Below are 12,737 nucleotides of genomic sequence, written 5' to 3'. Positions count from 1 at the left end.
ATTTCTGCCAGATGCAGCACAGCCGGAGCTGACGCTTACGGATGAGCCTCGCTGCTGACATCATGCGCCAACCTGTGCCAAAATCGCAAAACCGCGCCGGGGCGTTTTGGCCCTTTGTGGATATGAGCCTGCTGTTTCTGGTGGTTCTGGCCAGTTCGGATGCCTTGGTGCATCTGGGATTTGGTCAGTCCCTGGTCTGGCTGTTGTGTTATGCGGTGACGCTTATGCGCGTGACCATGATGTGGCCAGTGATTTTCGAGATGTTGATGCGCAATCGGGTGATTTTGATCTACCCGGCGGCCTGTCTGGCCTCTGTTTTGTGGTCCTATACGCCGACCACAACGCTGTCCGGGGCCATCCAGATCTGCATGACCTTCCTGATCGCCGCCTACTTGGGCTGGCGCTATTCGCTGGAGGTGTTGGTCAAAACCGTCGCCTGTATTCTGATCGTCACCGTTGTCCTGTCGTTGATGCATTGGGCGACCGGGATTTTTCCGTGGCGCGTCTATAGTGATGCGGGCGGATTGGTGGGGGTCTTCTCCCACAAGAACATGCTGGGCCAGCGCGCCCTGTTCTGCGTGATTGCCATCATTGCCATCTTGATGATGCCGAAATGGCGCGCCTCTGGGCGGTTAAAGCTCTATGTGGCCGGCGGGCTGATGCTGACGATTATGGCCTTGTTCTTGTCGCGCTCCATGACTTCGGTTCTGCTGTTGTTTCCGGCTTTTGGGATGATGATGTTGTTTTGCCGCCGCCATGTTCCGCAGCATGTCTTTGTCGTTATGTGCACACTGGTTTTGGCTGCCGTGGCGCTTGGCCCCATCGCAATGAGCCTTGCCGGCATTGATCTGGTGAACGAAATTCTGGGCGCTGTTGGTAAGGACGCGACACTGACGGGACGTACGGAATTGTGGCACGTCGCCATGGAAGTCAGTCAGGAATATCCACTGTTTGGCGTCGGCTATGGTGCCTTTTGGCAAGCGCCCGAGTTCTCTTATCAACGGCTGTTGACCCAACATGCCGGTGCGGTAACCAGCGTGTCGTTCCACAACTTCTTTTTGGAGATCCTCGTGGGGACCGGCGTATTGGGTGCCATCGGTATCTTGGCCTTTGTCGGTGCCACCTTGCGTCGACTGATCACCCATCTGCGCGCCACCGGATCTGTGTCTTCGGCCTGCGGGCTGGTGTTCTGGTTCGCAATTATCTTGACTTCGCTTCTGGGCCCATCCTTGTATCGAGGCCATGAATTCATGTTTGTGTTGATGGTGATGTTCTTTGTCTCAGCCCAGGAAGACCTGATCGTGTCTGCCCGCCCCCGTCCCAAAGGGGCCCCGGTCGACGTTAATAATTATCCCCAGGATATCTAAATACGAGTGCCATGACCCAGAAACTTTTGAAAATCGCTTTGCTTGCCACTTTGGGCCTTGGATCTGCCGCCGCTGCGCAGAATTACCAGCTGACCATCGGCGACCGTCTGATCCTTGACTACAATTTTGTCGACAAGCCCAAGGAAATGGTGATCGACCTCGACGGCAACATTCGCTTGTCGGAACTGGGCAGTCTGACCGCGAATGGCCAGACGCTGGACGAGGTGGAAGAGCTGATCGAAAACCGGATGCTGGAAAGCGGGTTTTCTGGCATTCCTACCGTGTCGCTGGAAATCCAGGAATATGCACCGGTTGTGGTCACAGGCCTCGCGGAAAAGGGCGGCCAGTTCCAGTTCTTCCCCGGAATGACCGTTGGCGTCGCGCTTGCCATGGCGGGCGGCAGCAACAGTTTGCAGGCCTCTGGTCCGCAGGCCGAGGTGGCATCGATGGCCGCACAACGCAGATCGGTTGACTTTGCCAGCCAGATCGCAGCCACCGCCGTGCAGATCACACGTCTGATTGCAGATCGCGACGACAGCCCCCTGCCCCTGGTGATGGCGTCCACCCTGCGTGAGATCATCCCCGTATCGGATGCAACCAACCTGACGGCCCATCTCGAAGGGGAACAGGCGATTTTGGTCAATAATCGCGCCGCAGCACAGGAGTTGTTGGCGCAATGGGATAAGACGCTCGCCGATGGGCAAGATCAGATTGACCTGCTGGATGAACGTATCGTGCTCAAACAGGACCTGATCGAACAGCTGGAGATCGAGGTCGAAAAAACCAATGCCTTGAAACAACAAGGCCTTGCGACAAACACGCGTACGATCACAGCGGTCCAACGCCTAGCAGACGAGCGTGAAGATTTCCTGGCGCTGCAAACCACTAAGCTGACAATTGCCCGCGCGATTTCCCAGACCGAAATCAACCGCGCCAATTTCCTGAGCAGCCGCAAAAGCGACATTCTGGAGAGCCTGCAGGCGGCGCGTATCCGTATGGACTTCCTGCAGCAAAGCTATCGGCTGACGCTCAACGAAATGGCTATTCTTTATGGCAGCATCGACAACCTGTCTGCGGTCACCGGCGGCCCGGGTTTGAGCTTTGCTCTGGGCGGACCTCGCGCTGACAGGATCACTGCATCCGAGATCACCGAGGCAACCCCCTTGTTCCCCGGCGACATTCTGGTTGTCAAAACCGAGATTGGCAGCTGACGTCCAACCTTATCTAGAACCGAAAAAGAGCGCCTCATCTGGGCGCTCTTTTTTGTTGCGTCGATCAGCGGTCTATCTGGCGGGGATCACACCAGCCATTTGGAGAAATCTCTGCCGGTCAGCGCGCGGAACTGGTCGATATCGGTTGTCAGATCGGATTTCATCGCCTCCATCAGCGTGTCCGGAAACTTTGGTGGCTGGCGTTGTTTGCCACGCGCCAGCATGCCGCGCACTTTGTCGCGCATTTCACGTGAGACAAGCGCCGCCACCTGTTTGCCCAGCGGAGATTGCACAAACCGCAAGACCGGAGCCGGGATCTTGGACAGCTCATTACTGTCGTTTTGCGCGCCCAGATCGCTGATCTGCTGTCTGCTGACACCCACATGGTCAAAAACCTGATCCATCACCACCTGTGGGTCGGTAATCAGATCGTCGAAATCCAGCACCAACACCGCCTCTTTGGGGTAATATTCGTAAAACGCCTCAAGCTGGCGGGCATAATGGCTGGCGTCCATGATGTGGCTGTATTCATGCGTGCCGTGAAAGCTTTCGGGCTCCGCGTCCAAGGTGCCCAAAATGTAGCTGTGCTTGAACTGCGACACCGCTCGTTTCACCGGATCGCGCACGATATAGATCAGTTTGGCATCAGGAACCAATTGCGCCATACGCTCGGGCACGCCAGGGAAATCACGCGATTTGGTGTAATTCGGGCTCGCCTCGCCACGCACCTTGTCCTCACCGGTGAACTGCGCAGCATACCAGTTCAACCCGTTTTGCCAGGTCTTCTCTTCGACAAAGAAATCCGTCTCTTTGTCGCGTGACATGTCCACATCCGGATGCAGGTCCAAATAGCGGTACAGCGAGGTTGTCCCCGATTTCATCGCGCCGATGATGATAAAATGCGGCAGGGTCAGTGTGGTGTCGGTCATTTCACAAATCTCATCTCTGGGCGCATCACGTGCTGGCACGCGCCGTCAGTTTCGGCTTGAACGCATTCATCAGGGGTTTTTCCACATAGGCATGCACCACCACGCCGACCAAGGTGACCAGACAGGTGATCAAGGCGAGCATGGCAAGGGGGGGCAAAACCTCATGCACGCCGGCTTTGCGCAGGGCCACAGCGGCGATTGTCATTGTCGGCATATGCACCAGGTAGATCGAATAGGACGCATCCCCCAGATAGGCCAACCAACGCGGGGCAGGCAGCTCCGCTCTGGCAAGGCCCAGGATGACCAGCGTCGCCGACAGACCGTATCCCAGTGGGATCCAGTCTTTGGGCAGCGCCAGCCCCGCCAACGTTTCCAGCATGCCCTGCCCCAAAAAGGAGGCGGAACCGATCCAGAAACACAAAACGGCGGTGTCGCGTGTGACCTTTGGCAGGATCTTCGCAGCAATAATGCCAAACACAAACAGCAAGTTATGGGATTTGAAGACCATATCAAATGGAAACGCCTGCAAACCACCGGTCAACAAAGCAAAGAGACAGCCCGTGATCCACAGCGCGCATAGCGCCATGCCCAGACGGATGTTCAACAAGAGCACCGAAAAGATCAGGTAGAACAGCATTTCATGCTGCAGAGTCCAGGCCACCCGCAGGATCGGCTCCTCCGCCGGAAGTGGCAGTAACAGGTAGGAGGCCATGATCGATTGCGTGTCGCGCGCATTTTCAGGCCCGCTTCCGGGGGCCGCAAAATAGAGCAGGATCAACCCGGTCAAAATCACCCAGTAGATGGGGTAGATCCGGATGATGCGCTTTTTCAGGAACAAGACAGTGCGCGCGGGTTGGCCAAAGTCCTTGTCGTGGACATACATCATGATGAAGCCCGACAGAACAAAAAAGAATTCAACACCGGCATAGCCAAAGTTAAACACCGCCCCGGCCCCTTGCCCGTCATAGAATTTTGACGGCAGCAGGAACAGATTGGCGTGAAAAATCGCCACCATAAGCGCGGCAATGGCACGTCCGCATTGAAGTCCATCCAGTCTCAAAGCGCGTTCTCCTGCTTCACCGTATTTTGCGGGGCTGTATCGCCATAAAGCGCACGTTGGCTGAGGCCGAGACACCCAGCGCAGACCCCCGCATGCATGGTGCCGCGCATCAACCAGAACGCCTTGCGGTCGGCCTGCCCCAGAGCTGGAACCGCGCGCAAAAAGCAATAGCCCGCCTTAACCGACGCCAGCACAAAGAGTTTCACCCGCTCCACGCTGGACGCCGCATGGGCCGAATAGCTTTGCCCGATCCGATAGCGACGGCGCAGCAGCCATTGCAGGCTCAACCGGCTGGGCGGCACTTCTTCGTGGACGATCGAATTGTCGGCAATCACGAACAATGCACCGGCCTCGCGCATGCGAAAGAAAAACTCGGTGTCTTCGCCGCCAGACTTCCCGCGTGCCAGATCAAATCGCACATCCTGCCAAGAGGTACCGGACCAGCGGACCAGCGCATTGCAGGTATGGCCGGTCTCGACCTCACCACCGCGCATCACCGCAAACTGAGAGTGAAAATCACCTTTGACGATCCAGTCAGGCGCGTTCTTGTCGTAATCGGCGCGGCTGTGGCCAAAGACGGCATCGGCGTTGGTCTCATTTTGGCGCGCAAACAGATTGGTCAGCCAGTCCGGTGTCACCAGTTCATCGTCATCCAGAAAGGCAACCCAATCCGCCGTGGCCGTATCCAGTCCCGCATTGCGCGCGATGGAGATATTGCGACCCGGCACATGTTGATAGAACACTGGGATCGTCATGGATTTAGCTGTGTTTTCAACCAGCTCCTGGGCGCTGGGGTCATCGTCATTGTCCGTCACGATGATGCGCACATCATGGCCTTGCGGCATCTCGGCAGCTTCAATGGACAACAACGTATCGGCGATATGGGCGCGGCGGAAGGTACAGATGCAGATATCGACGCTCATGACTTTCCCCTGTTCATAATCATATGGCTGAGGAACCCGGCCCCCCAGGCCTGATGCATGGCCAACAGCGCAGGCCCGGCCCAGATGCCACAAAGGCTTTTGTTTTTGACCATCAAAAGCGCCGAGGTGGCGGCCAGCAGCATCAAATAGGCCAGTGGCAACAACAGCAAAACCGGCGCAAAAGGCGCCAAAAGGATCGAGACCAGATTGACCACCAAGATCACCGGCGGGATCATCTGGCGCGGGCGCGGTTTCATCTTGTGGCGCAGGATCGTCTGCGCCCGCCCCTTGCCATAGCGCCAATATTGCTTCGCCAATTTGCCAAGCGAGCCGCGCATCACATAGTCCAATCGGATCGTCGTATCGAGCCAGATGCGCCCGCCCGCCTCATTCACCCGGTGATCAAATTCAGCATCCTCATTGGCCACAAAGCCCGTATCGTAACCGCCGACCTTGCGATACATCTCCAGATCAAACCCGGCGTGATGGCCGTGATCCACATAGCCCGAGGTCGTGCCACCGCGATGACCCGAGCCACCGGAGCCGATTTTGGTCTCCATCGCCCAGGCCGAGCCGCGCTGAAAACAGGTGGAGCCAACAGAATCCATAACCGTCGCCAGACCTGCGGCCGCATGCGTCACAAGGCTTTGGGCCACCTTCAGCACGTAATCCGGTGGGTAATGCGCATGGGCATCCACCCGCACCATGATATTGTGATGTGGTTCCGCGCAGTCCGCCACCACCTTGTTCACCGCGGCGGCCTGAATGCGGTCCGGATTGTCGATCAGGTGGATATTCGGGTACCTTTCGCCAAGCGCGCGCACAATCTCGCAGGTGCGATCGGTGCTGCCGCCATCGGCCACAACGATTTTGACCGCCGCCATCTCCGGCGTCTCACCAAGGATGGCTGCAATCGTCTCGGCGATATGGGCCTCTTCGTTCAGCGTCGGGATCGCCACCAGGATCGAGCTGGCATCCACGGCTGGGTTGTTTTGCAAATCACGGTCAGGGGCTGTCATCAGGACACAGGCTCCTTTTGCGGGCAAACCGCATCAATAACGTCCTGGATTTCACCATAGGATTGGACGAAATCCGTATCGGGCCGGTCCAGCAACGCCTGCCCTTTGACTGTTACCTGTTCCGGCATCACCTGTGCGATCAGATCCGACAAAGCGGCGGCTGTGGGCTCGGCAATGGTCCAGCCGAGGCCATCGTCGTCAATGCGGCGACCCGTTTCGGTCTGCGCGACCGCAATGCTTGGACAACCGGCCCAGCTGGCCTCGTAAATGCGATTGGGCAGCAGCCAGTCGGAATTGTTGCCGCGCTGCCAAAGATCCTGCGCCCAGACCACATCGCAGTCCTGATAGATCCGCGCCAGATCATCCGGATAGGCATATCCGCCGCTGTAGGTGATATTGTGATGGGCTGCGACCTGTTCGTCAAAACCGTCAATCGCGTGACGGTGGACGATGCCATGGATCACGATCTCCACTTGATCCGGCAGCGTTGCGGCAATCCCGGTCAAGATCTCGAGGCTTTCGGTGCAACGAATGGTCCCAACCCAGCCGATCCGCAATGGACGCCCATGTGCAATGGGCGCGCGGGTTTTGGGGCGATCCGGCAAGGTGCTGCCAGCGGCCAGCTTGTTCTCCCACAGGGCAGTGGGGCCCGTGTAGCCTTGGGTGGGTTCAAAAAACTCGCGCAGGAAGCCCGGTGAGGACACCACCAGCATCTGGACCCGCCGCAGCAGGAACCGTTCAGCGGCGCGCATCAGATCGCCCTTTTTGCCCGAACGACACAGCGCACCGTTGATATCCAGACATTCATAAACCAGCGGCGTTTTATGCGCGCCAGCCATGAACCGCGCGGCCCAGGCGATGGCTAACATGTCCAGATTGCGGGCAAAAATCGCGTCGGCCTCTTTTACCTTGGCGCGGTGACCAGCCATTTTGACAATGGATTTGAGAACCACAGCGACGCGTTTGGGCAGGTTTTCGTTTTCGGTGTCAAACAGGTGAGTATTGGGCCATTCCGGTTCGAACCCTTGGTTCATATTGTCCCGGCGCATGGTGAAGCTGTGGACCTGGTGCCCCAAGGCCGTCATGGCGCGGATGCGGCGGATCTGGGAGATTTCAGCCACATCAAATCCAAAGACCACGACGCGGCGCGGCGCGGGCATACGGCCCTGTTTGGAGTCATCTTTTGGCATAGGTGCCACCTTTGGATAAAATTGCAATCCCGCCCATCAACACACGATGAAGCGGGCGTTCGACGGCGCGAAACAGCCACAATCCAATGACGCTGATCAGCACAAGGAAGCCCACAATCAGGGTCGCAGCTGTGGCCGTATTGTGCAGACCAGGCACCATGTTCCAGACCTGCATCACCACGCTCAGGATCAGGACGTGAAAGACGTAGATCGCAAAACTTGCATCGCCCAAACGTTCCAGCAGCGGCCAATGCGGGATAATGGGGCTGATGCCAATGGTGCCCATCAGGATCAACGCGGCCGGCAAGCCAAAGCCCAAGACCCGTCCCCAGGTGTCGGCTTCGTCCACATGCGGCGCCAACAGGACAAAGGCCAGAACGCCCGCAACCAGCACAACCGCATTGCGCACAATACCGCCCGGAAATCTGCGCCACAGCTCGGCGACCACACAACCGGCACCAAATTCCAGCAACAAGGGGCTGGTGTACGTCTTGCCAATCGCGCTCTCTGGCGACAGCAACAGCCCCGCCGCGACCAGGATGCCAAGCGCGCCCCCCATGCCCACAAGGCGCAGCGCCTTGGGCAAGGCGAGGCTCAGCCCGAACAGGAAGTAAAAGAACATCTCATAATTCAGGGTCCAGCCGGGGACGAGCACGGGCCAGACCTGTTCTGAAAATGTGGCGCTGTAATGCGGGATGAACAGCAGGGACTGTAACAAAAAGACCGCCTCTACCTTCATCCAGGCATATCCGGCGGCAATGGCAAAGGCGGCCCAAGACAGGCTTGCCAGCCAATACAGCGGCGCGACGCGGACAAACCGGCGCAGGAAAAAATCACCCGGTGATTGCGTGGTTTCACGGCCGATGTACCACATGATAAAGCCGCTGATCACAAAGAACAAATCCACGCCCGCGTGACCCAAATGCAGCGCATGGATCACCCCATCCGGCAGATGCGCCTCAACACGGTTGCTGGCGTGCAGGGCAACCACCGAAAGGGCCGCCACCGCGCGCAGATACTGGATGGAGTAAAGTCGCTGCATAACTGTGCTGCACCTTTGCACTGGTACTCGGCGTCTGTTTGCACAGACGAGACTAATCAATATGTATAAGTATCGTGACCATTGTGATTTTCGTAAGACTTGACGCGCACTTGCGAGAAGATTGCGCCGATGAATTTACCACGTGCCCCTTCGAGTTGCTTAAGTGCTGACAAAACTTGCGGTCGACGGGTGTGGCCCCAGCGAATGACATAGACCAGGCCGTCACAGATCTTGCCTAGGAATTGCGTCTCGGCAACGCCGTGAACTGGGGGCAGATCTACCACCACATAGTCAAATTCTTGCGACAAGGTCAGCAGCGCATGGGCGATGGCATAGGAATGCTGCGGTCCCACATTGGCAAGATCTTCGAAATTGCCCACCACCGTCAGGTTTGGCGTGCCTGACACCGGCTCCAACGTTGGTGTTACCGCTGCCGGATCTTCCAGCAGGGTGCGCAGACCGTTGTGCGTGGACAGCGTCGCCTTCAGCGCGCGGGAGGTGCCGCGGGCGATAATGTCGAGGTCCACCAGAACGGTTTTCTTGCCCTGGCTGGCCAGGAAAGTGGCAAAGTTGATCGAGGTGCTCGTCTTGCCCTCTTCTTTGACAGATGAGGTGATGCCCACGACATATCCGCGCCCGTCATTGCCCCGTTGATCACGGCCCATTGTCATATTCACATGGATCGACCGCATCGTCTCAGCAAAGATCGACACCGGGTTTGAGGCCGCAAAATCAAGCCACTGCCCCGACTTGCCCAGCTTCGCCCAAGGTCCGCCACGCAAGCTGAGCGGCTTCCATCCCGAAGGGCGGAACCGCGATTTCTTGTCCGATCCAAACACCGGAGAGATCCCCAGGAAGGACAGGCCCAAATCCCGCGAGATATCGCTGTGCAGGCGGAAGGTGTCATCCAGCGCTTCCAGCAGAACGATCAATGCGATGGCAAGGACGATCCCGGCAAACACAGCCAGAATGACCGTCTGTTTGGATTTTGGCGATGACTTGGTGTCCGGCGGCACCGCCCAGGCAATCACCCGTGCCGATGTGGCGTCAAAACTGACCAGCTGCGACGCGCTGTTATACTGCGCCAACAGATGTTCGTATTGGTCGCGTGATGCGGCGGCTTCCAATTCCAAGCTGCGCAGCTCAACCGATTTCTGCGCGTCAACGCCCAGCTCTGCTTCCAGCTCGGCTATAAGCGTTTCGGTTGCTTGCACTTGGCGACCCAAGGCCGCGCTTTGTGACCGCAGGCGTTCCAGGATTTGACCGTATTCGGCGATGATCAGATCCTGCACCTGGCTCATCTGATTGCGCAGGTTCTGCACAATAGGTGAGGTTTCACTGCGGTTTACCAACGCCTCCAGCACTTGCTGCTGCAAGGCGTCATAGCTTGCGTTCAGTTGATCCAACGTGCTGGTGCGATCCTCTGGGTCGACCTGAACCACATCAGGATTGCCCGAGCGGACCCCTTCTTCCAGCTGCTGGATGTGCACGTCCAGCGCCAATGATTCACTGCGCAGATCCACAAGCTGGGTAATGGCCGACGTCATGGCAACTTCGGATGGCAAAGGCGAGCCTTCGGGGACCAACAGATTGTTTGTCTGACGAAAATTCGCAACCGCGCTTTCACCGGCACGCACTTCCTGGCGCAGCTCGCCGATACGTGTGGACAGCCAGCCGCGATTGCGCTCGACCTTGTTCACATGCTCTTCGCGCGACAACGACAGGTATTCTTCGATAATCGTGTTCACCGCCTGGGCCGAGAATTCGATATCCGGCGACGTATAGGCGATATCAATCACAAAGCTTTCGCCCGAGCGGCGGATTTTCAGGCCACGCACGAATTGCTTGCGCAGAACTTCGGTGCGCCGCGCCTCGGCCGCGCTTGCCGACAGGTTCGACGTTGTCGTGACGGTACCGTCTGCTTGGGTGTCGCCGGAACTGCCAGTCAGCAGAGCCTTTAGGCGTTGCACCATCGACGGATCACCCGCCGGAGCGTGGCTCAACTCCAGCGTTTGGATAACGCGTTTCGTCATCTCGCGAGAGGCCATCACGCGCAGTTCACTGTCGACTGTCAACGCGTCCGACATCAGCAGTCCCGGCATAAGCTGGCTGGTCTGATCCGGGTTTTGCCCATAACGCGGGTCGATCAGGATGGATCCATTTGCGGTATACTGCGGCGTCGCAGTCGCCACGTAATAAATCGACGCAATTGCCGTCATACAAACCGCAAAGGCCAACAAATGCCATCTGCGCCGAATTTTCTGCCAGATATCGCGAATGACATCTCCAAGCGTTACTTCGGGTAAAAATCGATCACGCTCGGTTACTTCAAGGCGCACGAGAGGCTCTCCACCAAGTTATTCATTAAATACTACACCGTATCAAAGCACATACGCCTTAAGACACGTTTCTTACAGCTCTGCAAAGATCGAAGATAAAACGTATCGCACGGTGCACTTTCTATCTCATTCCAAATCATTGTCCAAACGGTATGGCGGGCAATGATCCATTCCCCGCGCATATTCGGCACAAAAACACGCATCCTGCTGCCACGGTAATCATTTCTACCGTTCAAACAGTGGTCTTGGGCGCGGGTTGTAGCAGTCCCAATATCGACGTTTGCACCCCAACCACCCGATTGGCGATCAGGCACAATATCCCTTGTTGCATCATGTAGCTGAGGCCTGCGCCAGCCGAGGCACCGACAGCGCCTGCCAGCCAGCCACCCGCAGCCGTTGCCCCCACCAAAATGGCGGCGCTGAGGCCGGCCACCGCAAAGATCTTGCGCTGTTGGCCACTCACGTTCAGCACGATTTGCGCCGGTCCCCAAATCGCATCCGCCGCCGGGATCAGCATCACCGCCATCAACGGTGCCCAGGCGGCAATATAGTCGTCACCAAACAGCCCCAGGATCCAACCTCCGGCCGCCGCAAGAGCTACGATCCCCATCGCAACCACGGCCACTTTCAGCTTGGCCGCGACTTTGATCAGCTGCGCCACCCGAGGTTTGTTGCCCCCCTGACACGCGCTAGAGAGTTGAGGGCTAAGGGAAATATCGACGGCTTTTACCGCAAAATAGAGCAAACTCATGATCGACAGCGCCAATGCCACAAGGCCCACGTCCTCAGCGGCCAGGGCAAGGCCGGCGCTGGCGACGATCACATGTTTCAGGTTGTCACGAATGACCAAAAGCGGTGCCATCATCACACCGGTTTCGATCCATTTGAACTTGTCCGAGAAATCGCGCGGCGCATCTTTGAGGAAGGCAAACGTGTCCCGCAGCAGCCAGTATTGCAGCAGTGCAGTTGCGACAAAGCCCACCAGGATCAATGCCAGCAATTGCACGGCAGACGGTTCCAACCCCAACAACCAGACCGCGCCAACCAGGACAAAGATAACGGCTGGGCGGGCAAACATGATCGGCACACCGCCGCGCAAAACCTGCCCCAATGCGGTGGCATGGCGCGCATAAACGCGGGTCACTGCAACAACCGGCGCCGCAAGGCAGGCCAAAAGAAAGATCTGAACGCCCTGGCTGCTCCAATCGGCAAGACCAGTGGCCAGAACGGCCGCCAGACCCAGCGCCAAAAGCACAGAAACGCTGGTTATGATTATTCTGTTAAACCGAACAAAACCGGCTGCATGCGCGTTTTGTTCATCTTCGCGGTATTTTACCAGGAATCGGATCGAACCCGATTCGACGTTGAGCGCAAAACCAATGGACAAAAGCATCGCCCAGGAGAAGCCGGACATCACCAATCCGAATTCGGCCGGCGTGGCCAAACGGGACAGGATCAATGTGTAGCCAAGTGTTAAGAGGTTGCCTGCGACTCGAGCGCCTAACAGCGAAACAGCCTTTTTAAACAGCGTCCTCAGCAAAGATCCGCCGGAAACGTCGGCGCGATTTTCCGCCTGCATAGTCAAACCCAACTCGTATAATACCCTAAGCGCGCTCCCGTCTAATGACAGAGCGGCAAAGCCAATGCTAGTGGTTTG

General features: G+C 57.4%; 10 protein-coding genes. 2 read left to right on the top strand and 8 right to left on the bottom strand.

Translation table 11 applies throughout. The annotated features are described in order from the left end of the window. Window positions 1–41: 41 nt before the first annotated feature. Window positions 42–1,367 carry an O-antigen ligase family protein gene (locus tag KMP13_RS19080; protein WP_215267591.1) on the top strand — a complete coding sequence of 442 codons (1,326 nt, stop codon included), beginning with the start codon at window positions 42–44 and terminating at the stop codon, window positions 1,365–1,367. 11 nt (window positions 1,368–1,378) lie between these two features. After that, window positions 1,379–2,578, top strand: a complete 1,200-nt coding sequence (locus KMP13_RS19075) for a polysaccharide biosynthesis/export family protein (protein WP_215267590.1) — start codon at window positions 1,379–1,381, stop codon at window positions 2,576–2,578. 86 nt (window positions 2,579–2,664) lie between these two features. Here the strand turns inward: KMP13_RS19075 and KMP13_RS19070 are convergent, their stop codons facing one another. The 8 genes from KMP13_RS19070 to KMP13_RS19035 form a co-directional block, all read right to left on the bottom strand. Continuing rightward, the gene (locus KMP13_RS19070) at window positions 2,665–3,507 is read right to left on the bottom strand and encodes a sulfotransferase family protein (RefSeq protein ID WP_215267589.1); all 843 of its coding nucleotides are present in this window, start codon (window positions 3,505–3,507) and stop codon (window positions 2,665–2,667) included. 25 nt (window positions 3,508–3,532) lie between these two features. Then, window positions 3,533–4,567 (bottom strand): acyltransferase family protein, encoded by a 1,035-nt coding sequence (locus tag KMP13_RS19065; protein ID WP_215267588.1) that lies wholly within the window; start codon window positions 4,565–4,567, stop codon window positions 3,533–3,535. Then, complete coding sequence (locus tag KMP13_RS19060) at window positions 4,564–5,490, bottom strand: glycosyltransferase (protein WP_215267587.1); 927 nt, start codon at window positions 5,488–5,490, stop codon at window positions 4,564–4,566. Before KMP13_RS19060 ends, KMP13_RS19065 begins: the two co-directional genes overlap by 4 nt. Beyond that, window positions 5,487–6,509, bottom strand: coding sequence for a glycosyltransferase family 2 protein (locus KMP13_RS19055; RefSeq protein WP_215267586.1), 1,023 nt, complete (start codon window positions 6,507–6,509; stop codon window positions 5,487–5,489). Before KMP13_RS19055 ends, KMP13_RS19060 begins: the two co-directional genes overlap by 4 nt. Continuing rightward, the gene (locus tag KMP13_RS19050; protein ID WP_251363959.1) at window positions 6,509–7,699 is read right to left on the bottom strand and encodes a glycosyltransferase; all 1,191 of its coding nucleotides are present in this window, start codon (window positions 7,697–7,699) and stop codon (window positions 6,509–6,511) included. The genes KMP13_RS19055 and KMP13_RS19050 overlap by 1 nt, the downstream gene beginning before the upstream one ends. Beyond that, the gene (locus tag KMP13_RS19045; RefSeq protein WP_215267584.1) at window positions 7,686–8,741 is read right to left on the bottom strand and encodes an acyltransferase family protein; all 1,056 of its coding nucleotides are present in this window, start codon (window positions 8,739–8,741) and stop codon (window positions 7,686–7,688) included. Before KMP13_RS19045 ends, KMP13_RS19050 begins: the two co-directional genes overlap by 14 nt. A gap of 56 nt (window positions 8,742–8,797) precedes the next feature. Further along, on the bottom strand, window positions 8,798–11,080 hold the full coding sequence (locus KMP13_RS21010) for a GumC family protein (protein ID WP_215267583.1): 2,283 nt from the start codon (window positions 11,078–11,080) through the stop codon (window positions 8,798–8,800). A 232-nt stretch (window positions 11,081–11,312) separates the two neighbouring features. Further along, the gene (locus KMP13_RS19035; protein WP_215267582.1) at window positions 11,313–12,659 is read right to left on the bottom strand and encodes a lipopolysaccharide biosynthesis protein; all 1,347 of its coding nucleotides are present in this window, start codon (window positions 12,657–12,659) and stop codon (window positions 11,313–11,315) included. Window positions 12,660–12,737 lie beyond the last annotated feature (78 nt).

It is taken from the genome of Epibacterium ulvae (assembly GCF_018678075.1).
In the GTDB taxonomy this organism is placed as follows: Bacteria; Pseudomonadota; Alphaproteobacteria; order Rhodobacterales; family Rhodobacteraceae; genus Epibacterium; species Epibacterium ulvae_A.
The sequence above is the reverse complement of the archived record's forward strand: the minus strand, read 5'-3'. Positions and strand labels throughout refer to the sequence as shown.

What these genes read in the sequence shown, in the direction of transcription:
- KMP13_RS19080 (WP_215267591.1), top strand. Translation starts at nt 42, where the DNA reads ATGAGCCTCGCTGCTGACATCATGCGCCAACCTGTGCCAAAATCGCAA.
- KMP13_RS19075 (WP_215267590.1), top strand. Translation starts at nt 1,379, where the DNA reads ATGACCCAGAAACTTTTGAAAATCGCTTTGCTTGCCACTTTGGGCCTT.
- KMP13_RS19070 (WP_215267589.1), bottom strand. Translation starts at nt 3,507, where the DNA reads ATGACCGACACCACACTGACCCTGCCGCATTTTATCATCATCGGCGCG.
- KMP13_RS19060 (WP_215267587.1), bottom strand. Translation starts at nt 5,490, where the DNA reads ATGAGCGTCGATATCTGCATCTGTACCTTCCGCCGCGCCCATATCGCC.
- KMP13_RS19055 (WP_215267586.1), bottom strand. Translation starts at nt 6,509, where the DNA reads ATGACAGCCCCTGACCGTGATTTGCAAAACAACCCAGCCGTGGATGCC.
- KMP13_RS19050 (WP_251363959.1), bottom strand. Translation starts at nt 7,699, where the DNA reads ATGCCAAAAGATGACTCCAAACAGGGCCGTATGCCCGCGCCGCGCCGC.
- KMP13_RS19045 (WP_215267584.1), bottom strand. Translation starts at nt 8,741, where the DNA reads ATGCAGCGACTTTACTCCATCCAGTATCTGCGCGCGGTGGCGGCCCTT.
- KMP13_RS19035 (WP_215267582.1), bottom strand. Translation starts at nt 12,659, where the DNA reads ATGCAGGCGGAAAATCGCGCCGACGTTTCCGGCGGATCTTTGCTGAGG.